Genomic DNA, 21,010 nt, shown 5'->3' with positions numbered 1-21,010 from the left:
GTACAGCAAATTACTCTGCTACCAACTCATGTCGTGCGGCTTGAGCTAGAAAGTGGCTACGATCACGGTATTTTGATGGATGCCCTTTGACCTGAATATCAATTCTTTTTATCAATGTGTCTGGTAATGCAATATTGATCCTTTGCTGTTTTCCCTCAAAGTCAGACAAATCAATATCAATGACAAACCAGCTAGTAAAATCTGAGTAGTCAGGGTTGGCTGAATAGGTTAAATATCCTGCATCTTCTATTTGTTCCACCAAAGCTTTCCCATTAATAACCATATCTTCGACAGTCAATAGAATGGCCTCACGTACTATCGATGGGATCTCTTTTTGGCTATCCGCTGCTGAAAAGCAGCCATAACCATAGGCTTCAAATGCAGGAACAACCATACCAAATGCCGTGTTTTCATCTTGTGGTATTTCTACACCCACTGAAAAAAACATATTCACCTCCGTAGGTGGCGGGGATCAGATCCCCGCCGTTTTCTTAATGGACTTAACAGTGCCGATTGGCAAGCTTTTTTTGGGATGCGGAACAGGAAATGTTTTACCTGTTATTGGAGACCACCATATTTGATGACTTCCTCCGTTGTGCCGTTTTAACTCACAGCCCGCAGCTATTAACTCCTTTACTAGGTCAGTTGATTTCATAGATCCTCCTAACCTACAAATCATTATACACAAATATACACACAATAAAATATGCCTTGGCGTATTCGATCCGTGAGCCAACAAACAAAAAATAAGCGTAGTTTATGATTTATTGATAATAAGAGGCAGCAAGTTATACTTGGGGTAACAGTATGTTGGTTTAAGGTATGACGACAAAATGATAAACCCGCTATTAAAACAGCCACGAGTGGCTAACGGTGATGTGTTTTTGAGCGCGAATACATCACCATAGGCAGCGTTCTATGGTAATAACTATTATACAATCAGGATTGTTACCATGAATCAAAAACATTGGTCAAAATACCAATTACTTCATGAAGTTGTACAGAACCCGAACATTCATATTAAAGGGCATCATAGCTATTACAGCGACTGTTGGGACAATGGCTTTGAGCAGTCGGTTGTTCGTTATCTTGCAGGAGATGAGGGTAGCCGTGATTGGCAGTTAGCTTGGGATGTCGATCAGCTGTATATCGGCGATTATGTCTGCATTGCGGGCGAAGCGGTGATTTTGATGGGAGGCAATCACACTCATCGAATCGATTGGTTTTGCTTATATCCTTTTGTTGAACACATTGAAGATGCTTATATCGGCAAAGGCAATACGATTATAGGCGATGGTGCTTGGATTGGTATGCGAGCCATGATCATGCCAGGTGTTCATATTGGTGAAGGTGCGGTGATTGCAGCCAATAGCGTGGTGGTCAAAGATGTAGAACCATACACGATTGTAGGCGGTAACCCTGCAAAACCTATTGGTCAACGCTTTTCGGCTGAGATTATTGCTGAACTGCTTGAGATGAAAATCTATGATTGGCCAGAAGAGAAATTTACTGCCTTGAAGCCTTATTTGTGTAGTTCAGATATCACGGCATTAAAAACAGCATTAGCCATGTTTTAAGTCATTCACAGGGAATGATAGTGCATCATTCCCTTTATCTTATTTAAAACTATTTTTTACCGACTAAGTAGCCAAAGACAAAGCCAATACCCGCAGCAACGGTAGCTGCAGCGAGCGGGTTACTTTTGACCGTATCTACCGCGCTACTTAAGGTGTCGCAGCCTTGGGCTGCGCATTTGCGTATTGAGCCCTTAATTTGATGTTCAGTGGAGCCTGTTGCTTCACCATAAGTTTGTTCCGCTGCACCTGCGGCTTCTCTGGCTTTGTTTTCTGCTTTGTCGAATAAACTCATTATATTCTCCTTAATAGTCAACAGTTGTCATTATTAAGTGTAGCAGCCTCAGCAATATCTCGCGTGCATTTTACTTAAACTGAGCAACCTTTACGTTCACTCTTCAAGACGTATAAATTCAATAAGAGTTGGATTTGCAATATTCTGATAGTCTTCAGTATTCAAAATAATTGAGCGTTCAAGTGTACCTGCATTAAACGCGAGCTCATCAAAACGCTCAAACAATAAAGGATCGGCGATCAGCTTTAGCGATGGATGAAAGCTAAATGGCGGGATTGCACCGAACACACAGTGTGTCAGTTCATCCACTTCTTTTGGGCTAGCGAGTGATGCGCGTGTTCCCCCCATTGCATGGGCAATTTTACTTAAATCGGCTTGTTTATCAGCAGGTAAGATAGCAAGTACATGTTGACGAATACCGTTGCCTTTGACGTGACAAACCAGTCCTTTTGCTCCTTGCCCTAATTGGGTTCCGCGAATTTTGGCAACTTCTTCTGATTTTCCTGCGGTTGAATGCTCCATAACACGGTATCTGGCATTATGTTGATCAAGCAGTTGGGTTAATTGGCTAAAAATGGTGTTTTCTGACATGGTGCTCTCTTTTCTTTTAAATCAATCTGATGGAATGATAGCAAGTCAGAGGTTATATACAACTTGGTTCGGTTGGAAGGGGTGTAGCAGCCCAAAAAGCAGGCTGCTATAGCTATCACTGATGACGTTCTTTCAAACGGTTAATAATAGTCGATAAGTCGAGGTCTTGATCTTGCAGTAGCACCAGCAAATGATACATCAAATCAGCGGCTTCATTGGTCAACTCGGCACGATCATTTACCGTTGCTGCTAGGGCTGTTTCAACGCCTTCTTCACCGACCTTTTGCGCTATACGTTTGGTTCCGCTTGCATATAAACGCGCAGTGTAGGAGCTTTCAGGATCAGCGGTTTTGCGTGATTTTAATAATGTTTCTAGCTCAAACAAGAAACCCCAATCCGTTTGTGCGGGAGCAAAGCAGCTCTCAGTTCCATTATGGCAAGTTGGGCCGATTGGCTGCACTAAGGCTAACAAAGTATCGCTGTCACAATCAGGGTAAATATCCACTAAATTAAGGAAATTCCCTGATGTTTCACCTTTTGTCCATAAGCGTTGCTTGGTTCGTGAATAAAAGGTGACTTTGCCACTGTCTAGGGTGGTTTGTAAGGCTTCAGGGTTCATATAGCCAAGCATCAGCACATCACCCGATGTTGCGTGCTGCACCACCACAGGCATCAGCCCATCCACTTTTTGCCAAGCGAGTTGGTCACATTGTTGTTTGGTTAACATACTCTAATTTGAACTCCATTTTCTGCAAGGTACTGCTTTAATTCACCAATATTGATAATTTGCTTGTGAAACACTGATGCGGCGAGTGCACCATCAACAGCTGCGTCAGCAAAGGCATCAAGGAAATGCACCATCTCACCAGCACCACCTGAAGCAATTAAGGGGACTTGGCAAACTTCACGAACTTTTTTCAGTTGTACTAGATCGTAACCTTGGCGTACACCGTCTTGGTTCATCATATTTAACACGATTTCACCCGCTCCACGTTGCTGTACTTCAGTAACCCAATCCAGCGTTTTCCAACGTGTCTGTGTTGTGCGTTTTTCATCGCCAGTGAATTGATATACCAGATAATCATTGGTTTCTTGATCAAACCAAGTATCGATACCAACAACAATGCATTGTACACCGAAGCGATCAGCTAGGCGGCTAATGAGTGTTGGATCTGACAGTGCAGGGGAGTTAATGGAAATTTTGTCTGCGCCAAAGGACAATATTTGTGCGGCATCTTCAACACTTTTTATTCCACCCGCAACACAAAATGGGATATCAATCACTTCAGCGACTCTTGATACCCAACTTTTATCCACTACTCGGCCATCCGATGACGCCGTGATATCGTAAAAAACCAGCTCGTCCGCGCCTTCTTGAGCGTAACGTTGCGCCAGCGGAACGATATCACCAATAATTTCATGGTTGCGAAATTGAACACCTTTGACGACTTGCCCATCACGAACATCCAAACAAGGAATTATGCGTTTTGCCAACATTCGATTGCCTCCGCAACGGTAAATTTGCCTTCAAGTAGTGCGCGACCGACGATCACCCCCGCAGCTCCCGATGAAGGGATCGCAGCAATATCCGCTAAGGAACCAATACCACCTGAAGCTTGCAAGGCAATATCAGGGTATTTTTGGCTGATTTCTTCGTATAAGCTGACATTAGAACCCGTTAAAGTACCATCTTTAGAAATATCGGTACATAAAACATGCTTCAAGCCATAAGGTTGATACATTTCAATCGCTTGTTCTAAAGATAAGTTGGAGTTTTCTTGCCAACCACTGATCGCAATTTCTTTTACGCCTTGCTGATTAATACGCACATCGAGCGCTAATACAATCGCTTCACCACCATAGCGTTCGAACCACGTTTTGACTAACTCAGGCTGTGTCACGGCGGTTGAGCCGATCACAACACGGGTTGCACCGGCTTCCAACAGCGCTTTGACATCTTCTTCGCTACGAATACCACCGCCCACTTGTACCGGAACAGAAACCCCCGCTAGCAGTTTTTTTAACAAGGCAATTTGACGTTTTTGTGGATCTTTAGCGCCTGTTAGGTCAACTAGATGGAGTAATTTTGCGCCTTCTTGCTCATATTGCTGTAAACGAGGAAGCGGGTCGTTGCCATAAGCAGTTTGCTTGGCGTAATCACCTTGATGTAAGCGAACAACGTTGCCATCAATTAAGTCTAAAGCTGGAATGATCATCTCGATTACATCTCCAAAAAGTTTTGGATCAGGCGAGAGCCTGCGGCTCCGGAGCGTTCTGGGTGAAATTGAACGCCATAAAAATTATCCTTATTTACCGCACTGCTAAATGGATTACCGTATTGGGTTTGTGCAATGGTTTGATTGGAAATTGGCATTGAATAGCTGTGCACAAAGTAAAAATACGCATTATCGCTAATCCCTTTAAATAATGGGTGACCCGCGAGTGGTTTGACTTGATTCCAACCACTGTGTGGAACGGGTAAGCCGTTAGCATCCATTTTTTGTACGGGGCTATCAATCAAACCTAATAATGGTATCGGCTCTTTACCCTCTTCACTGACACTGCCCATTAATTGCATACCTAAACAGATGCCTAAAACAGGTTGTGTAAGTGCTTTGATTAAAGGAACGAGTTCACGTTGATGAAGTTGTTCCATTGCAGCGCTAGCTGTACCAACCCCCGGTAGAAAGACCTTATCAGCCTGTAGGATAGTATTGGTATCACGGCTAATTTGTGGGTTGTAGCCTAAGCGTTTTACCGCATAAGCCACCGATGATAAGTTGGCACAACCTGTATCTAAGATCACAACGTTCATTACAGAACCCCTTTCGAACTCGGTAACGTGTCACCTTCCACTCGGATAGCTTGGCGTAATGTACGACCAAAGACTTTAAATAGGCTTTCCGCTTTGTGGTGATCGTTTTTGCCTTTCGTTTTCAGGTGGAGGGTACATCCCATGGCATAGGAAAGAGAGCTGAAAAAGTGCTCAATCATTTCTGTGCTGAGATCACCAACACGCTGATATTTGAATTCAGCTTTATATTCAAGGTGTGGGCGGCCTGAAATATCCAGCGCACAACGAGCTTGGCACTCATCCATTGGCAGAACGAATCCAAAGCGGGCGATACCTCGTTTATCACCTAATGCAATACGTAGCGCTTCACCGAGTGCTAAACCTGTATCTTCTACGGTGTGATGATCATCGATAAATAAGTCACCGCTAACTTCGACATTGAGTCGGAAGCCACCGTGAGTCGCAATTTGATCTAGCATATGATCAAAGAAGCCAACCCCTGTGTTGATTTTGCTGCCACCTTCTCGGTCTAGCCAAACTTCAACATTAATATTGGTTTCTTTGGTGACTCGCTCAACTTGTGCGTGACGGTCACGTTTAGTTAATTGATCGGTAATCGCGGTCCAATCAAGCGACTCAGCGTTATAGCGCAATCCTTTGATACCCATATTTTCAGCCAGTTGGATATCGGTTTCACGGTCGCCGATCACATAGCTATTCGCAAGATCAAGTTGGCCTTCGGTCAGGTAATTTTTAACGAGTCCAAGTTTTGGTTTACGACATTCACAGTTATCAGCGGGCTTGTGAGGACAAATCAGTACTTCGTCAAAGGTGATGCCTTGGGATTCGAAAACTTGCATCATTAAGTTATGTGGTGGCTCGAAATCAGCGGTTGGGAAGCTATCAGTACCAAGCCCGTCTTGATTGGTGACCATTACTAATCGGTAATTGGCTTTTTGTAACGCAAGCAAGCTTGGGATCACTGCTTTTTCAAATGCTAATTTACTGAGGCTATCAACCTGAAAATCAGTAGGGGGTTCAGTGATTAATGTCCCATCACGGTCAATAAAAAGTATTTTTTGGCTCATGAATATTTCCTATTTTCAGATTTAGCAAAGAGCTTCGATAGCTTCGATGACACGAACATTTTCAATTTCAGTGCCGATAGTGATGCGCAAACAGTTGGTTAACCCCAATTGTTTACTTTGATCACGTAAAATAATGCCTTGATCCCAGAGGGATTTAAACACCTTATTACCATCAGTAAAACGCACTAAAACATAGTTAGTTTCACTTGGATAAACCTTTTCGACGATAGGTAATTCACTGAGTGCTTCTGAGAGGGCGATACGGTTATCTGTGATGGTGGCAACACGATGTTTCATGGTTGCAATGCCTTCCATACTGAGTGCTTCCGCGGCTATCATGGCAACAGGGGTTGATAATGGGTACGGTGCAATCACTTTTAGCAGAATTTCAATCACATCAGCAGATGCTAAGGTGAAACCACAGCGTAGCCCAGCTAAAGCGAAGGCTTTTGATAATGTTCTGAGTACCACAAGGTTAGGGTAGTTGGCTATCCAGCCGGCCACACTGTATTGCGGGCAAAATTCAATATAGGCTTCATCAACGACAACCAGCGCACGCCCAGCCGCCATCTCAAGGACCTGAGCAAGATCTTTATTATCGATGATGTTGCCGGTTGGGTTATTTGGGCTGCAAATATAAATCAATTTTGTATTTTGCAAATTGTCACGAATAGCATCGATATTGAGTGACCAATCAGGCATTGCAGGGATTTTTTTCTGTTCAACGCCAAATGTTTCTGCACTTACGCTGTACATGCCATAAGTTGGAGGGCAGAACATAACGGCATCTTTACCCGGCTCACAAAATGCACGGATCAATAGCTCGATAGATTCATCAGCACCACGGCAAACTAACACTTCTTCAGGTGAAACACCTGCATAAGCCGCATAATTAAGAATGACACTGCTTGGTTGGCATTCAGGATAGCGGTTTAGATTGCGTTCATTAAACTGAAAGTCGGGTGCCGTTGGGTATTCGTTGGCATTGAGCCAAACATCACCATTACCACCTAAACGGCGAGCGGACATATAGGGCGTCATTTCTTTAACATTAGTACGCGCAAGGCTCGCTGCTTTAAACATTTCGCTCATGACTCACTCCTGATTTTGTTTTTGTAGTTCGGTGACGCGTAAGGTCACAGCGTTTTTGTGGGCAGTCAAACTTTCTGCCTGCGCTAATGTTTCAATTGTTGTGGCTAGCCCTAACAGCCCTTGCGGCGAAAGCTTTTGGACGGTCATCCGCTTCATAAAATCCGCAAGCCCAAGGCTTGAATATGTCGATGTATAACCGTACGTCGGCAACACATGGTTAGTGCCTGAAGCATAGTCACCCGCAGATTCAGGTGACCAATCACCCACAAATACTGAGCCTGCGCTGCTAATGAGATCAACTAAGTCATCTGCATTACGGGTTTGTAATATCAAGTGTTCAGGGCCATAACGGTTGCTAATGGCAACGCATTGTTCAATCGAATCAGCAATAATTACACGGCTGGCACTTAGTGCGGCTCTGGCAATCTCTGCGCGCGAAAGCTCTGCAAGTTGTCTCTCGGTTTCGTCAATAACGCGTTGTGCGAACTCGGCACTATCGGTTAATAAAATAACTTGTGAATCAGGGCCGTGTTCGGCTTGCGATAGCAAGTCAGAGGCGGTGAATGCAGGGTTTGCTTGGCGATCGGCAATCACGAGAACTTCTGATGGCCCCGCAGGCATGTCAATCGCTGCGCCTTCATGACTTTGGCTGACTTGACGTTTGGCTTCTGTAACATAAGCGTTGCCTGGGCCAAAAATTTTATCAACCGCAGGAATGCTGTTAGTACCAAATGCCATGGCGGCAATGGCTTGCGCGCCACCGACCTGAAAAATATCGCTGATCCCACACAGTTTTGCTGCATACAATATTTCATCAGCAATTGGCGGTGGCGAGCACAAAATAATTTGTCGACAGCCGGCAATATTTGCAGGGGTACCCAGCATCATGACAGTTGAAAGCAATGGCGCCGAGCCACCAGGGATATATAAACCGACCGCATCAATTGGCCGTGTAACTTGTTGGCAAATGACACCTGATTGCGTTTCTACACGAATGACAGCAGGCTTCTGTGCTTCATGAAAACGGCGAATATTACCAATTGCGGTTTTCATCGCGATTTTGATGTCATCACCGAGGCGAGCTTCGGCCTGTTCGACAGCATTGGCAGCAACACGAATAGATGAAATTGTCGTTTTATCGAAGCGTTGGCTCAACTCGATTAAAGCGTTATCACCATCCGTTTTAACCTGCTCAATAATTTGTTTCACCGCGCTTTCAATATTATCTGACGCGGCAATCGCAGGGCGGGTCAGTAGTGCTTTTTGTTCGTCAGCGTTACAGTCAGACCAGCGAATTGGTTGGTTAAATCCCATTTTCATGCCGCTTACTCCATCATTTTTTCAATTGGCAGGACTAAAATGGAGCTTGCCCCTAACGCTTTAAGTTTTTCCATGGTTTCCCAGAACAGCGTTTCGCTACTGACCATGTGCATAGCAACACGGTTTTGATCGCCCGCTAATGGCAGCAATGTTGGGCGCTCTGCACCTGGCAGTAAAGCAATGATTTCTTCTAAACGCTCACTTGGCGCGTGCAACATAATGTATTTTGATTCACGTGCTTGGATCACACCTTGAATACGTGTCATCATGCGATTAATTAATTGCTGTTTATCAGCCGACATTTCACCATCGCGTTGGATTAAGCAGGCTTTAGAACGGTAGATGACTTCCACTTCTTTTAGGCCATTGGCTTCTAGTGTCGCCCCCGTTGATACAAGATCACAAATAGCATCAGCAAGACCTGCGCGAGGAGCAACTTCGACAGAACCATTGAGCAAGCAAGATTTAAATTGAATGCCTTTTTCATCAAAGTAACGTTTTAATAAGTGTGGGTAGGATGTTGCGATACGTGAACCATTTAAACATTCAGCCCCTGTATAATTGAAATCGAGTGGTGCAGCTAATGAAAGGCGGCAGGCACCAAAATCAAGGCGGCGCAGTGTTTTATAGGAAGGAGTATCACCTTGTGCTAGGCGGCTTAATAGTTCTTCTTCTAATACGTTTTCACCGATGATCCCTAAATCAACTACGCCATCCATCACCAGCCCTGGGATGTCATCATCGCGCACACGAAGTAAATCAATAGGCATATTTTCTGCATAAGCAATCAGTCGTTGTTGTTGTAAATTAATTTTGATACCACAACGAGCTAGCAGCTCTCTCGAATCATCACTCAGACGACCTGACTTTTGGATGGCAATTCTTAATCGTGATTTGTCTAACATAATTTTACCCTGCTTATTCTGTAATAATTTTTTGATTAATAATAAAAAAACCCTCGGAAGTTTATCTTCCGAGGGTTTTCTTTATTTCGCATTTCAGCCACCGGAAGAGTCGTTGATCGTCTTCCAGCACACATCGCCCAAAAGACTAATCAGGATGATGGTGATGATGATGGTTGCGAGAAATACGATTCATATTAGCTTCCGTTACTTAGGTTGTTAGTTTTTATCAGTTGCTTAAACATTCACTAGGTAACAACCTATCCGATTTCGCGATCACAATGCAACCCTTTTTTTCAAAATAATCAATAATTGTTGGTGGTAGTTAGTTTTGTAGTGAATAATTGCAAAAATAATAGATTCGGAAGTTAAAAGGTTTTCGGCTAATCTAGTTGCAGATAAATGTAATCAATGGAGTCGGCAAATAAATGAAAAAGGTCACAATTATTGGATTGGGTTGGTTAGGATTACCTCTTGCTAGAGCTTTGTTAGACGATGGTATTGAAGTATCAGGTACGAAAACAACCTCTGATGGTGTTGCTGCGGCACGGGCAATTGGCATTGATTGTTACCCCTTGCAATTAGAGCCTGAATTAGTCTGTGAGCCTGATGATTTACAGCAACTCATGGAGAACTCGCAAGCGCTAGTGATTTTATTGCCACCGTCAAAAGTGAATGTGGCTCGCTATGTTGAAGCCATTAGCTTATTAGTTGATACCGCGATCACGTTTCATATTCCTCGCGTGATTTTTACTTCATCGACGTCTGTGTATGGTGAAGCAGTCGGTGAAATTGATGAGTCGAGTGAAAGGCAAGCAGACACAGCATCTGCCCAAGCATTAATTGATGTGGAAAATTGGTTGCATGCATTACCCAATATTTCTGTCGATATTCTGCGTTTGGCGGGGTTAGTGGGAGAAAGTCGTCATGCGGGGCGTTTTCTTGCAGGTAAAAAGTCTCTTAAAGGCGCAGCACAACCAGTGAATATTGTTCATCAAGATGATGTGATAGCTGCAATTCAATTATTGCTTAAGCAGCCTCAAGGCGGTCATATTTATAACCTTTGTGCTCCAGAGCACCCTCAACGCCATCATTTTTACTGCCAAGCATCTCAATCATTGAATTTAGAGTTACCTGAATTTATTGACGAGGCGGAGATTATTGGCGGGAAGGTGATCAACGGTAACCGTATTTGCCAAGAACTCGGGTTTGAATATCAATATCCAAACCCAATGCAGATGCCGATGAGTGTTTAGAGTTTGTCTACCTTTGTTGATGAATATTCAAAGATCAACAAGCTCTCGTTATTTCAAAGGGATCAGAACAATTTTTTGAAATGCAGGACGTGATTTTAGTTGGCTAAACCAGCGCTCTAAATGTGGAAATTCAGGGCGTTCGGTGACAATTTCATGCCATGGGTAGAAAAGTGGTGCGATCGCGATATCAGCAATACCAAAATTTTGACCATTAAAGTAAGGCTGATTGGCGAGTGCTTCATCGGCTATGGTCAGAAGCTTTTCAATGTTTTGATAAATCACACGGGCTGCTTCCGGATCGCGGTCAGCAACAGGAACCCGTACAATTTTATTCATCATTTGTTTGATATTGTCGAATAAACTACCACAACCCCAATCCAACCATTTATCTGCTGCGGCTTTCTCTTGAATGTCTTGTGCGACTAATAAGTGAGACTGATCAAACTTTTCCGTAAGGTAACGTAAAATGGCATTGGATTCCCACAGGGTAAAGTCATCATCCTGTAAAGTTGGAATGGTGCTGTTTGGATTCATTTTTTTATATTCAGGTGTATCAAGCCCACCAAACGGGCCTCCCACATCTTTTTGGTTATAAGCAACATTCAACTCTTCAAGGCACCAAAGAACTTTTTTGACGTTTGAAGAATTTTTACGGCCCCATACAGTTAACATAATTTGCCTCATTATTTTATGTTTCATTATTTATATTCAAATCATATGTACCTTAAATAAGATAGATGAAATCGTATCATAGCAACAATCTTTATTTGCCCTCAGTGGTTAAATTGGGTAAAAAGTCCTATATTAATAATGAATTAACCGTTTTGGTATTTGTAAAGGAGTAACCGATGGACAGAAAAGTATTCACATTAAAGGCACGCTATCTAGGAACAGGATTGGGCCTTTTGGTTGCGATAAGTAGTTATAGTTACGCAGCAGAAGCGCCGGTTGCTCCACAGATTGATGCAAAAGCTTATGTGTTGATGGACTACGATAGCGGCAAAATATTGGCATCAGGAAACCCAGATGAGCGTTTAGATCCTGCTAGCTTAACTAAAATGATGACCAGTTATGTGGTAGGGCAAGCGATTAAGGCTGGGAAGATCACGCCACAGGATATGGTCACAGTCGGTGTTGATGCATGGGCAACAGGAAATCCTGTATTGAAAGGCTCTTCACTGATGTTTCTGAAGCCTAAAGACCGCGTTTCAGTATTAGATTTGAATAAAGGTATTGTGATCCAATCAGGTAATGATGCCAGTATTGCACTTGCTGATCATGTTGCGGGTAGCCAAGATACATTTGTTAGTTTAATGAATCAATATGTGAAGCAATTAGGGCTGACAAACACACATTTTAAAACGGTGCATGGACTAGATTCTGAAGGGCAATACAGTACAGCTCGTGATATGGCTGTTCTTGCTCAAGCGATGATCCGCGATGTGCCAGAAGAGTATGCGTTACATAAAGAGAAAGAATTTACGTTTAATAAGATCCGCCAGCCCAACCGTAACCGCTTGTTATGGAGCCAAAACCTGAATGTCGACGGTGTAAAAACGGGGCATACCAGTGGTGCTGGGCATAACTTAGTGGCGTCAGCTACTGATGGTCCAATGCGTTTGATCTCCGTGGTACTGGGTGCGCCAAGTGATCGGGTGCGTTTCTCTGAAAGTGAGAAGCTACTCACGTGGGGGTTCCGTTTCTTTGAAACTGTCACACCAATTAAAGCGGATCAAACATTGCAAACTCAACGCGTGTGGTTTGGTGATAAATCTGAAGTGGCACTGGGTGTTGAAAAAGATGCCGCTGTTACCATTCCAAAAGGGCAATTACAGAATTTGAAGGTCAGCTATACACTAACCAATCCGTCGATTGAAGCGCCATTGGCCAAAAACCAAGCGGTGGGTACAGTTAACTTTATCCTAAATGATCAAATTGTTGAGCAGCGTCCCTTGGTGGTCAAAGAGGCCGTTGAGGAAGCGGGGTTCTTTGGCCGAGTGTGGGATTATATTGTGAAAACACTGAGTGGTTGGTGGAGCGCAATATTTGGTTAATGACTCATAAATAAAATAAAGAAGGCGCTTACTGTAAAGGTAAGCGCCTTTCTGTTATTCAGCATATAAAACCAGTAACAATATAGCGTTATTCGCAATGCGCTATTTTAATCGCTAAACCGCCTTGTGACGTTTCACGATATTTTGCATTGATATCTTTACCTGTTTCATACATGGTTTCGATCACTTTATCTAAGCAAACTCGTGGGTCACTCACACGACGCAGTGCCATCCGAGCCGCATTAACGGCTTTAACCGAAGCGATAGCATTGCGTTCAATACAAGGCACCTGTACTTGCCCACCCACAGGGTCACAGGTCAAACCAAGGTTGTGTTCCATAGCGATTTCCGCAGCAACACAGACTTGTTCAGGGCTACCCCCCATCAATTCTGCAAGACCCGCTGCAGCCATAGAACAAGCCACACCGACTTCACCTTGGCAGCCAACTTCTGCACCTGAAATTGATGCGTTCATTTTATACAGAGAACCAATCACACCAGATACTAAGAAATAGCGTGTATAGGAGTTTTCATTAACAGGGCGAATAAACTTATCATAATAAGCCAGTACAGCAGGAATAATGCCACAGGCACCATTGGTTGGTGCTGTCACGACTCGCCCACCCGCTGCGTTTTCCTCGTTAACGGCCAAAGCAAACATATTGATCCAATCAATTACTGCCATTGGGTCGGTATTGGTGTTGTCGCTAGTAACGAGTTGGCGACGTAGTGCCGCCGCACGACGGGGTACACGCAATGGGCCGGGTAATAGCCCTTCAGTGGTTACACCGCGTTCAATACCTGCTTTCATCACATCCCATATATCAGCAAGATATTGATGAATTTCTTCTTTGCTATGCAGTGCGAGTTCGTTTTGCATCACTAGAGCGGAAAGTGATAAACCAGTTTCTTTACAATGTTTTTGTAAGTCAGCAGCATATTTATACGGATAAGGAACTTGCACTGATTGTTCATCTGATTGGCCGAAATGTTCTTCATCAACAATAAAACCACCGCCAATAGAGTAATAGGTCTTCTTATAAATGGCTTTGTCTGAATTAAAGGCTGTGATAGTCATACCGTTTTCATGCAAAGGCAAATTGGTGGAATGAAAATTCATGCCGCCTTCAGTTGGGAAATCAACTTCATGCTGCCCTTGAGCCAGTTGTAATTTACCGCTTTGCTCAACATGACGAATAAAATTGGGAATGGCATCAATATCAACAGTATCAGGTAAGTTACCTGCAAGACCCATAATAATAGCGATATCAGTCGCATGGCCTTTACCAGTCAATGATAAAGAACCATACACATCAACGGCAACGCGTGTGGTTGAGGTGAGTAGGTTTTGTTGGATCAAGTCTTCAACGAATTGTTTACCTGCTTTCATCGGTCCTACTGTGTGGGAACTGGATGGACCGATACCAATTTTGAAGATATCAAATACGCTAATCATATTCAGCGCTTCCTATATAAAGTATAAAATTCTAATTATTAAGGCATGAATGCCGTATGCTCCGGCATCTTTTTTGAAGGGGGTGGGGATGACCGCCGGAGTGGTCATCCTCCTTATAAAAGCAATTAGAAGAACAACTTGTAGACTGCGGCAGAGATAGCCACTAAGCCCATGATAACGATAAACACATTACTGATTTTACCTGAGTACTTGCGCATTGCAGGTACTTTGCTGATTGCATACATCGGCATCAGGAACAGTAAGATAGCAATAACTGGGCCACCGAGGCTTTCAATGATATCCAGTACACCAGGGTTCAGAGTTGCCACTAACCAAGTGGTGACTAGCATGAAGATAGCTGTGCCACGGTTTAGTTTGCGGATATCAATTGTTTTGCCTTTTGCGCGGTAAGCACGTTCAACTAAGCCATTGAAACCTTCACGAGCACCTAAATAGTGACCAAGGAATGATTTAATTATAGCAACGAAAGCAATAATTGCGGCTGCAAACTTGATGAATGGTTGATCAAAGTAGCCTGACAGGTAATCAAGAATACTGATATTTTGTGCTTTTGCTTGGGCAAGGTCAGCTGAAGACAGTGTAAATACACAGCTGAACACAAAGAACATAACAGTGAACACCATTAGAATATGTGCAGATGCCAGTATGCGAGAACATTTTTGCTCTGCCTGATCGCCGTATTCTTCACGTTTAGCAACAGAGAATGCAGAGATAATTGGTGAATGGTTAAACGCAAAAACCATGACTGGGATGGTTAACCAAATAGTGACCCATATGCTTTGACCGCCGCTATGTTTCGCTGCTTCTGCGATGCCTTCCATGGTTAATGTATCTAGCACTGCACCATTCCAATGAGGAACCATATAAAGAGAGAAAGCAAGCAATACTGCAATGAATGGGAACACCAGCATACTCATCACTTTGACGATATATTTTTCACCGAAAGAGACGATTGCCATGATCCCACCGACTAGCACTAATGCCAATAACCAGCGTGGTGGGGCAGTAAAGCCCATCAGCTCAGTTAGGAATTTATGTACGTTATTGGTGATAGATACACCGTAAACCAATAAAATTGGATAGATAGCGAAGAAATAAAGCAGAGTGATCCAGTTACCTGCGGTACGGCCAAAATGCTCTTCTACCACTTCAGTGATATCGCCATCTGGTTTTGAACCAGAAAGTACGAATCGAGTCAGCCCACGGTGGGCAAAAAAGGTCATAGGGAAAGCTAATACCAACATCAGTAGAACAGGAAGTAACCCGCTCATACCTGCGTTGATAGGTAGAAACAGTACACCAGCACCGATAGCTGTACCATACAAGCCCAGCATCCATACTGTATCAGTTTTACGCCAAGCGCGAGCATCCCTAGTTTGCGAGGCTGTTTTATCGATGGAACCAACTCGAGTTGTATCCATAATAGTCTCCGAAATAAAAGTCAAAAAATAGGCACCTAGTGAAGGCATAACCATCACTGATGTTTTAATCTTTTGGTACGAACAAATAATCGCCAAATATAACGTGCAGTCTTTTGTTTCTACGTAACAATCTGATTGGAAATAAATATAAAACTGAGAGTAGATTTATTTTCAATCAGTTTTGCTAATTTTATATGTAAATTTGATAAACCGATTTTGAGGGTGCAAATGTACATATTTTCAGTAGAAATCACCGTGATCATACTCTCAAAAGAGAAAAATGTCCTCAATATTGCTATTTCACGATTTTTATAAAAATGTTAAAAAATTTACCTTAAGATTAACTAAAATAGTGTTATTTATCCTGCTAGAAAATAGACAGTCATAAGGAGTTATGCATTTATCTATATTTAGAGAGAGTAATGTTACTATGTTAATGAAGTGGTATTCTCTAAATAAATAAAGCTAGAATAAATTGGTTTTAAACAGAATTGCTGAATAAAAATGTATTATATACTTTTGGTTTTTTATTTAATTTATTGATTTTATTGGTTGATGTTGGTTTTTGTGAAGTGATTTACAAGGGTATTAGTTATCGTTTTTTTAGTTTCCTTATTTGCAATACATTAATGAAAAATGAAGATCTTCAAATAGGAAACTAATACTTATTTTTCGAAGCAAAAAATAATTAAAAAACGTTACAAAACATTTGTTAATTTACTGTTATTTATTTTTCGGAAAAAGTTCTTTTTTGTTCATTTTACGAATGAAAAAATAAAACAAAATGTTGATTCAACGCAAAATTCAGAGCTGGTTTAAAAAACACCAGCTCTGAATGATTAAGGCTATTATGCTTGGAACCAGCCTTTACGTATAAGAACAGAGAATACGAGATGATATAAGCGAGTCAAAGGTGCTTGGATTTTATAGCCAATGATAACCCAAAGAATTTGAGTTAATCCGCAAGCGATAAGGCCTAAAATAAATGCTCCTGCCATATCCAGTGGCCAGTGAACACCTAGATAAATACGAGACCATGCAATGGCAATGGCAGGAACTAACATTAGCAAGCCAACCCAAGTTCTTAGCCAGAACAAGAAAGCAAAGACAAAGGTAAAGACGATAGTGCCATGATTACTAGGGAAAGAAGAGGTTGCATCGTGATCAAGAAAATTGGTTCCTACACCCATAACAAAAGGGCGATCATGAGGGGCAACTAAGCCTACTAACCATGAGATAGCGAGGCCAATCACTAATGCGTAAGCGGTTTTACAGACAAATGCTCTCTGACGCGCCATGTCTGGTTTGGCTCCCCAGAACCAACAGGCGACAGTAAACAGTGGAAAGAGTAAAATCAGACGTTTAGCAATGATTGTCGCAAATGCAATGGTGCCACTCGCAGACTCTGGTGTCGCATTGATTAGGTTAAACAAATCCAGATTGAGTTGTTCCAGCACGGTAATGTACCTCGGAAAATGGGTGAAAATTAAGACTTATACTCTAAATAATTCGAGTTGCAGGTAGGCGACAAGCGAAGATAGTCGATGAGCATAGGTAAACTATGTGATTCGGCTAGCTGAGCGTAGTCAACACCCCTGCAACTTGAAGTATGACGAGTATAAAGCGAGAGAGTAGAGTTTCTTGCTGTATAGGTAAAGTCCCTTTATCTTAATAAAGAAAAAAATTTACGTTTTGTTAATGATCGACTTAATAGATAATTAACAAAAATCCTTATAAGGAACGCTTATGTGGATCCAAAAAGAGATCAGGTTAGCGGCAAAAGAAAGAGGCTTTCATTTGGTGACAGATGAGATCCTCCATCACTTACCTGAGATCAAGCAGATAAAAATAGGGTTGTTGAACGTATTCATTCAACACACATCGGCATCATTAACCATCAATGAAAATGCGGATTATACGGTAAGGCAGGACTTTGAAAGCTTTTTTAACCATGCGGTTCCTGAAGATGAACCTTACTATAAACACAATTATGAAGGCAGTGATGATATGCCAGCTCACCTGAAAAGCAGCATTTTAGGGGCGAGCTTAATGCTTCCTATAACAAACGGTCGATTGAATTTAGGGGCTTGGCAGGGTATTTACCTTTGTGAACATCGTAACTATGGTGGAGAGCGTCGGTTAGTTGTGACTTTACAGGGGGAGTGACTGACTTTCTATCAGCAACAAAAAACCCGATAGCGATAAAACATATAGTTGGCTATCGGGCTCCTCAATATGGGGACATCAAAGAAAAGCAGTGGCATAAATTAAGACCCTCTTTAAATAAGAAAGTTCGCAAGCAAGAAAAAAAAGTTGCATTATTTTTTACTTTTGGTAGGAAGTAGCACAAATTGAGCAAAGCAAGCGGCTCAACTTGAGCAGTGAGCCGCGAGATGGAAGCTTACTTGTAAAGGTCAAGGTGCTCTTTAGCGTAAGCTTCGAAATCAGTACAGCCACCGATATGTTTTTTATCAATAAAGATTTGTGGGACAGTTTGCACATCTACACCCGCACTTTTTGAAAGATCTTCTTTTGTGATCCCTTCAGCGTGAATATCGACATAGTTGTAGTCAAAGTCATCACGTTCATTTTTAAGTTTTTCAGCTAATTCTTTAGCGCGGACACAGTATGGGCAGCCAGGGCGACCAAAAATAACAGTGTACATAGTATCTCCTATATAACGAATTCCAGTTTTTTATTTACAATGCCCACTACTATGCCTATAACAAACCAGAAATAAAAGGTGATTTTTCCTTTTGTTGGTATAGGTCTGGTTTATACTCGTCATACTTCAAGTTGCAGCGCTTTTCGTTAAGGTATAAGTGACTACACTCACTCGCACTAGTCACATACTTTAGTATGTTCCTAGCGGCTCGCTCACTTGCCGCCTAGCTGCACCTCGAATTATTTAGAGTATATACTCTTAAAAAAGATTATGTGTTGAAAAGGATATGTTATGAGTAACAAGCCACAGCGCCAAATGCGTTCACTATCAGATTTGCCAAAGCCCATTTTAATTTTAGAAGGAATAGGGATCGTACTGCTGATAGTGGTATTGCTCGCGATGAATGGCTATCTAGAGCTCCCTGAGCCGTTGATGCAAAAAGGTGCATTAGTGGCGATTGTCATGGTTGGCATTGGCTGCTTGATCCCTGCGACGATTAATATTGTTTGGCGAGCGATCCACGGGCTAAGTTTTTTAGGTATAGATAATCAAAAAGCAGTTAGGCCGGGTAGAAAGCAAGTCAGCAGTGATGATGATAAAAAGGATGAAAAGGGGGAGTGAGCACGGTTTTACTGGTGTTTTCACAGTTGATGTGTGAAAATTGCCCACTTTTCTTACTAACCTAATACGTGTTAGTTAAAGCCAGTTTGTTTCTACCTGTTATCATTTGAGTTGAAGAAGGTTATAACCCATGGATACTATTAGTTACCCTGACATCTCACAATTACGTGAATGGCTAGATCAACTCAAAACATCTTATTTCGAGTGTGATTCTTGTGCTGCGTTGCATTTACCACATATGCAAAATATTGATGGCATCTTTGATGCAAAACTGGACATTATTAATAATGTGCTAGTACTTTCTGCATTAGCCGAGCTGAAACCAACAGCGATAGTGACTTTAGTCGCTAACATTAGTCAAATCAACGCGAGTTCTTTGACTGCAAAGGTTTTCCTTGAGATCAATAATGAAAACTTACCAAAGTTAATTGTTAGCCAATCATTTTCACTCGAAGCTGGAATGACGTATCGCCAGTTTTGTCATTTTCTACAACAAGCAGAAGATCAGATATCCTCAATTGTGTTTGAAATCTACAGTAATAACTTACTTTATTCGAGCCAAGACGAATTTGAGGAAGAAATGGCTGATCCTGAAGTTGATGATAACCCTTCTATAATCCTTCATTAGTTTTTAAATTATGTATTGTGAAAAATATCAGGCGGGAGAGTGCCATTCTTGCCAGTGGCTGGAATTTTCGGCAGAACAACAAATTCAATTAAAACAAGAAAACTTGTCTGCGTTATTGCCTTCATTATCCGCCTCTGTATTTCAACCTGCTGTTGCCAGTCCACAACAAGGGTTTCGTAATAAAGCCAAAATGGTCGTCAGTGGTAGTGTTGAAAAACCGATATTGGGGATCATTAATTCGCATGGTGAAGCGGTTAGCTTAACAGAATGTCCCTTGTATACTGAAGGTTTTTTAGTCGTATTTGATGTTTTGAAACCCTTTATCGCGAGGGCGGGTTTAACACCTTATAACATTGAACGTAAACGCGGTGAATTGAAGTATTTGCTGTTGACTCAAAGTCAGCACAATGGCCAATTTATGTTGCGTTTTGTATTACGCTCAGAAAAGAAAGTTGAGCAACTGAAAAAAGCCTTGCCTTGGCTACAGGAACAGCTCCCACAATTGGCCGTTGTGACTGTCAATATACAGCCTGTTCATATGGCAATTTTAGAAGGCGAACAAGAAATTATTTTAACAACTCAACAAACGTTACGTGAAGAATTTAATCAAGTACCGCTATTTATACGGCCTAATAGTTTTTTTCAAACTAATCCTGCGGTTGCCGCAAAGCTTTATCAAACCGCTCGTGAATGGGTAAGAACACTCAATATTACCAGTCTATGGGATTTATTCTGTGGGGTTGGTGGTTTTGGCTTACATTGTGCAGAAACAGAAACTAAATTAACAGGGATTGAAATCAGCGCTCCCGCAATTGCCAGTGCGACCCAGTCAGCTAAAGAACTTGGATTACAACATGTTGAGTTTCAAGCTTTAGATTCGACAAAATTTGCCACCGATAAAGAACACATACCTCAGTTAGTGTTAGTCAATCCACCAAGGCGTGGTATTGGTGAGGTTTTATGTAAGTATCTTTCAACTATGCAACCTGACTATATTTTATATTCAAGTTGTAATGCACAAACGATGGCAAAAGATATTGAGCGGTTAATGGGGTATCAGGTAGTGAAAGTACAATTATTTGATATGTTTCCACATACAGCACACTATGAAGTGTTAGTGTTGTTAATCAAAGGTGGTTAAAAAATAATGAAGCCATATTATTTAGAGTATAAATGGCTTCATCATTCTTTATTCAGAATGGGAAAGGATTAAAAACAATAATTAAATCATA

At 42.0% G+C, this 21,010-nt stretch carries 24 protein-coding genes and 1 other annotated feature; of the genes, 7 read left to right on the top strand and 17 right to left on the bottom strand.

Annotated elements, in window-relative coordinates; translation table 11 throughout:
- Positions 1-10 precede the first annotated feature (10 nt).
- Complete coding sequence (locus AC3Z9T_RS06505; RefSeq protein WP_490125397.1) at positions 11-448, bottom strand: type II toxin-antitoxin system HicB family antitoxin; 438 nt, start codon at positions 446-448, stop codon at positions 11-13.
- A 24-nt stretch (positions 449-472) separates the two neighbouring features.
- On the bottom strand, positions 473-655 hold the full coding sequence (locus AC3Z9T_RS06500) for a type II toxin-antitoxin system HicA family toxin (RefSeq protein WP_490125396.1): 183 nt from the start codon (positions 653-655) through the stop codon (positions 473-475).
- 298 nt (positions 656-953) lie between these two features.
- On the opposite strand from AC3Z9T_RS06500, the gene AC3Z9T_RS06495 reads away from it, so the two are divergent.
- The gene (locus tag AC3Z9T_RS06495; RefSeq protein WP_490125395.1) at positions 954-1,577 is read left to right on the top strand and encodes a CatB-related O-acetyltransferase; all 624 of its coding nucleotides are present in this window, start codon (positions 954-956) and stop codon (positions 1,575-1,577) included.
- Between the two features lie 49 nt (positions 1,578-1,626).
- Here AC3Z9T_RS06495 and AC3Z9T_RS06490 read toward each other — a convergent pair whose 3' ends face one another.
- The 10 genes from AC3Z9T_RS06490 to hisG form a co-directional block, all read right to left on the bottom strand.
- On the bottom strand, positions 1,627-1,869 hold the full coding sequence (locus AC3Z9T_RS06490; protein ID WP_490125394.1) for a CsbD family protein: 243 nt from the start codon (positions 1,867-1,869) through the stop codon (positions 1,627-1,629).
- Between the two features lie 96 nt (positions 1,870-1,965).
- Positions 1,966-2,460 (bottom strand): YbaK/prolyl-tRNA synthetase associated domain-containing protein, encoded by a 495-nt coding sequence (locus tag AC3Z9T_RS06485; protein ID WP_490125393.1) that lies wholly within the window; start codon positions 2,458-2,460, stop codon positions 1,966-1,968.
- A gap of 115 nt (positions 2,461-2,575) precedes the next feature.
- Positions 2,576-3,187, bottom strand: coding sequence for a bifunctional phosphoribosyl-AMP cyclohydrolase/phosphoribosyl-ATP diphosphatase HisIE (gene hisIE / locus AC3Z9T_RS06480; RefSeq protein ID WP_490125392.1), 612 nt, complete (start codon positions 3,185-3,187; stop codon positions 2,576-2,578).
- Positions 3,181-3,957: an imidazole glycerol phosphate synthase subunit HisF gene (gene hisF, locus AC3Z9T_RS06475; RefSeq protein ID WP_490125391.1), complete on the bottom strand. Its 777-nt coding sequence runs from the start codon at positions 3,955-3,957 to the stop codon at positions 3,181-3,183. The genes hisIE and hisF overlap by 7 nt, the downstream gene beginning before the upstream one ends.
- On the bottom strand, positions 3,939-4,676 hold the full coding sequence (gene hisA, locus AC3Z9T_RS06470) for a 1-(5-phosphoribosyl)-5-[(5-phosphoribosylamino)methylideneamino]imidazole-4-carboxamide isomerase (RefSeq protein WP_490125390.1): 738 nt from the start codon (positions 4,674-4,676) through the stop codon (positions 3,939-3,941). Before hisA ends, hisF begins: the two co-directional genes overlap by 19 nt.
- Before the next feature lie 5 nt (positions 4,677-4,681).
- The gene (gene hisH, locus AC3Z9T_RS06465) at positions 4,682-5,275 is read right to left on the bottom strand and encodes an imidazole glycerol phosphate synthase subunit HisH (protein ID WP_490125389.1); all 594 of its coding nucleotides are present in this window, start codon (positions 5,273-5,275) and stop codon (positions 4,682-4,684) included.
- Positions 5,275-6,342: a bifunctional histidinol-phosphatase/imidazoleglycerol-phosphate dehydratase HisB gene (hisB, locus tag AC3Z9T_RS06460; RefSeq protein ID WP_490125388.1), complete on the bottom strand. Its 1,068-nt coding sequence runs from the start codon at positions 6,340-6,342 to the stop codon at positions 5,275-5,277. The genes hisH and hisB overlap by 1 nt, the downstream gene beginning before the upstream one ends.
- 21 nt (positions 6,343-6,363) lie before the next feature.
- Positions 6,364-7,434 carry a histidinol-phosphate transaminase gene (hisC, locus tag AC3Z9T_RS06455; protein ID WP_490125387.1) on the bottom strand — a complete coding sequence of 357 codons (1,071 nt, stop codon included), beginning with the start codon at positions 7,432-7,434 and terminating at the stop codon, positions 6,364-6,366.
- 3 nt (positions 7,435-7,437) lie between these two features.
- Entirely contained in the window at positions 7,438-8,754 is a 1,317-nt protein-coding gene (hisD, locus tag AC3Z9T_RS06450) for a histidinol dehydrogenase (protein WP_490125386.1), read from the bottom strand.
- Between the two features lie 5 nt (positions 8,755-8,759).
- A complete protein-coding gene (gene hisG, locus AC3Z9T_RS06445) occupies positions 8,760-9,659 on the bottom strand; it encodes an ATP phosphoribosyltransferase (protein ID WP_490125385.1) in 900 nt (299 codons plus the stop codon).
- A 41-nt stretch (positions 9,660-9,700) separates the two neighbouring features.
- Positions 9,701-9,829 (bottom strand) — a sequence feature (His leader region).
- A gap of 255 nt (positions 9,830-10,084) precedes the next feature.
- Between hisG and AC3Z9T_RS06440 the strand changes: the two genes are divergently transcribed.
- Complete coding sequence (locus AC3Z9T_RS06440; protein ID WP_490125384.1) at positions 10,085-10,912, top strand: SDR family oxidoreductase; 828 nt, start codon at positions 10,085-10,087, stop codon at positions 10,910-10,912.
- Positions 10,913-10,960: 48 nt separating this feature from the next.
- Here AC3Z9T_RS06440 and AC3Z9T_RS06435 read toward each other — a convergent pair whose 3' ends face one another.
- Positions 10,961-11,584, bottom strand: a complete 624-nt coding sequence (locus AC3Z9T_RS06435; protein WP_490125383.1) for a glutathione S-transferase family protein — start codon at positions 11,582-11,584, stop codon at positions 10,961-10,963.
- A gap of 176 nt (positions 11,585-11,760) precedes the next feature.
- Between AC3Z9T_RS06435 and AC3Z9T_RS06430 the strand changes: the two genes are divergently transcribed.
- Positions 11,761-12,966 carry a serine hydrolase gene (locus AC3Z9T_RS06430; RefSeq protein WP_490125382.1) on the top strand — a complete coding sequence of 402 codons (1,206 nt, stop codon included), beginning with the start codon at positions 11,761-11,763 and terminating at the stop codon, positions 12,964-12,966.
- Positions 12,967-13,054: 88 nt separating this feature from the next.
- Here AC3Z9T_RS06430 and AC3Z9T_RS06425 read toward each other — a convergent pair whose 3' ends face one another.
- The 3 genes from AC3Z9T_RS06425 to ybjG all read right to left on the bottom strand — a co-directional run bounded on the left by AC3Z9T_RS06425 (position 13,055) and on the right by ybjG (position 17,321).
- Complete coding sequence (locus AC3Z9T_RS06425; protein WP_490125381.1) at positions 13,055-14,422, bottom strand: L-serine ammonia-lyase; 1,368 nt, start codon at positions 14,420-14,422, stop codon at positions 13,055-13,057.
- Between the two features lie 125 nt (positions 14,423-14,547).
- The gene (locus tag AC3Z9T_RS06420; RefSeq protein WP_490125380.1) at positions 14,548-15,864 is read right to left on the bottom strand and encodes a serine/threonine transporter; all 1,317 of its coding nucleotides are present in this window, start codon (positions 15,862-15,864) and stop codon (positions 14,548-14,550) included.
- A gap of 848 nt (positions 15,865-16,712) precedes the next feature.
- Positions 16,713-17,321: an undecaprenyl-diphosphate phosphatase gene (ybjG, locus tag AC3Z9T_RS06415; RefSeq protein ID WP_490125379.1), complete on the bottom strand. Its 609-nt coding sequence runs from the start codon at positions 17,319-17,321 to the stop codon at positions 16,713-16,715.
- Between the two features lie 289 nt (positions 17,322-17,610).
- Between ybjG and AC3Z9T_RS06410 the strand changes: the two genes are divergently transcribed.
- Positions 17,611-18,030, top strand: a complete 420-nt coding sequence (locus AC3Z9T_RS06410) for a secondary thiamine-phosphate synthase enzyme YjbQ (RefSeq protein WP_490125378.1) — start codon at positions 17,611-17,613, stop codon at positions 18,028-18,030.
- Between the two features lie 235 nt (positions 18,031-18,265).
- Here AC3Z9T_RS06410 and AC3Z9T_RS06405 read toward each other — a convergent pair whose 3' ends face one another.
- Entirely contained in the window at positions 18,266-18,529 is a 264-nt protein-coding gene (locus AC3Z9T_RS06405; protein WP_490125377.1) for a GrxA family glutaredoxin, read from the bottom strand.
- A gap of 291 nt (positions 18,530-18,820) precedes the next feature.
- Between AC3Z9T_RS06405 and AC3Z9T_RS06400 the strand changes: the two genes are divergently transcribed.
- The 3 genes from AC3Z9T_RS06400 to rlmC all read left to right on the top strand — a co-directional run bounded on the left by AC3Z9T_RS06400 (position 18,821) and on the right by rlmC (position 20,919).
- Positions 18,821-19,150 carry a YbjC family protein gene (locus AC3Z9T_RS06400; RefSeq protein ID WP_490125376.1) on the top strand — a complete coding sequence of 110 codons (330 nt, stop codon included), beginning with the start codon at positions 18,821-18,823 and terminating at the stop codon, positions 19,148-19,150.
- 130 nt (positions 19,151-19,280) lie between these two features.
- Positions 19,281-19,778 (top strand): YbjN domain-containing protein, encoded by a 498-nt coding sequence (locus AC3Z9T_RS06395; RefSeq protein ID WP_490125375.1) that lies wholly within the window; start codon positions 19,281-19,283, stop codon positions 19,776-19,778.
- Between the two features lie 10 nt (positions 19,779-19,788).
- Complete coding sequence (gene rlmC / locus AC3Z9T_RS06390; protein WP_490125374.1) at positions 19,789-20,919, top strand: 23S rRNA (uracil(747)-C(5))-methyltransferase RlmC; 1,131 nt, start codon at positions 19,789-19,791, stop codon at positions 20,917-20,919.
- Positions 20,920-21,010: the final 91 nt, after the last annotated feature.

The sequence above is a fragment of the Providencia sp. 6390 genome (genome assembly GCF_058148425.1).
This window is presented reverse-complemented; position numbering and strand designations above follow the sequence as displayed.

Coding starts and splice junctions, on each gene's coding strand:
- AC3Z9T_RS06505 (WP_490125397.1), bottom strand. CDS start 448: ATGTTTTTTTCAGTGGGTGTAGAAATACCACAAGATGAAAACACGGCA.
- AC3Z9T_RS06500 (WP_490125396.1), bottom strand. CDS start 655: ATGAAATCAACTGACCTAGTAAAGGAGTTAATAGCTGCGGGCTGTGAG.
- AC3Z9T_RS06495 (WP_490125395.1), top strand. CDS start 954: ATGAATCAAAAACATTGGTCAAAATACCAATTACTTCATGAAGTTGTA.
- AC3Z9T_RS06490 (WP_490125394.1), bottom strand. CDS start 1,869: ATGAGTTTATTCGACAAAGCAGAAAACAAAGCCAGAGAAGCCGCAGGT.
- AC3Z9T_RS06485 (WP_490125393.1), bottom strand. CDS start 2,460: ATGTCAGAAAACACCATTTTTAGCCAATTAACCCAACTGCTTGATCAA.
- hisIE (WP_490125392.1), bottom strand. CDS start 3,187: ATGTTAACCAAACAACAATGTGACCAACTCGCTTGGCAAAAAGTGGAT.
- hisF (WP_490125391.1), bottom strand. CDS start 3,957: ATGTTGGCAAAACGCATAATTCCTTGTTTGGATGTTCGTGATGGGCAA.
- hisA (WP_490125390.1), bottom strand. CDS start 4,676: ATGATCATTCCAGCTTTAGACTTAATTGATGGCAACGTTGTTCGCTTA.
- hisH (WP_490125389.1), bottom strand. CDS start 5,275: ATGAACGTTGTGATCTTAGATACAGGTTGTGCCAACTTATCATCGGTG.
- hisB (WP_490125388.1), bottom strand. CDS start 6,342: ATGAGCCAAAAAATACTTTTTATTGACCGTGATGGGACATTAATCACT.
- hisC (WP_490125387.1), bottom strand. CDS start 7,434: ATGAGCGAAATGTTTAAAGCAGCGAGCCTTGCGCGTACTAATGTTAAA.
- hisD (WP_490125386.1), bottom strand. CDS start 8,754: ATGAAAATGGGATTTAACCAACCAATTCGCTGGTCTGACTGTAACGCT.
- hisG (WP_490125385.1), bottom strand. CDS start 9,659: ATGTTAGACAAATCACGATTAAGAATTGCCATCCAAAAGTCAGGTCGT.
- AC3Z9T_RS06440 (WP_490125384.1), top strand. CDS start 10,085: ATGAAAAAGGTCACAATTATTGGATTGGGTTGGTTAGGATTACCTCTT.
- AC3Z9T_RS06435 (WP_490125383.1), bottom strand. CDS start 11,584: ATGTTAACTGTATGGGGCCGTAAAAATTCTTCAAACGTCAAAAAAGTT.
- AC3Z9T_RS06430 (WP_490125382.1), top strand. CDS start 11,761: ATGGACAGAAAAGTATTCACATTAAAGGCACGCTATCTAGGAACAGGA.
- AC3Z9T_RS06425 (WP_490125381.1), bottom strand. CDS start 14,422: ATGATTAGCGTATTTGATATCTTCAAAATTGGTATCGGTCCATCCAGT.
- AC3Z9T_RS06420 (WP_490125380.1), bottom strand. CDS start 15,864: ATGGATACAACTCGAGTTGGTTCCATCGATAAAACAGCCTCGCAAACT.
- AC3Z9T_RS06410 (WP_490125378.1), top strand. CDS start 17,611: ATGTGGATCCAAAAAGAGATCAGGTTAGCGGCAAAAGAAAGAGGCTTT.
- AC3Z9T_RS06405 (WP_490125377.1), bottom strand. CDS start 18,529: ATGTACACTGTTATTTTTGGTCGCCCTGGCTGCCCATACTGTGTCCGC.
- AC3Z9T_RS06400 (WP_490125376.1), top strand. CDS start 18,821: ATGAGTAACAAGCCACAGCGCCAAATGCGTTCACTATCAGATTTGCCA.
- AC3Z9T_RS06395 (WP_490125375.1), top strand. CDS start 19,281: ATGGATACTATTAGTTACCCTGACATCTCACAATTACGTGAATGGCTA.
- rlmC (WP_490125374.1), top strand. CDS start 19,789: ATGTATTGTGAAAAATATCAGGCGGGAGAGTGCCATTCTTGCCAGTGG.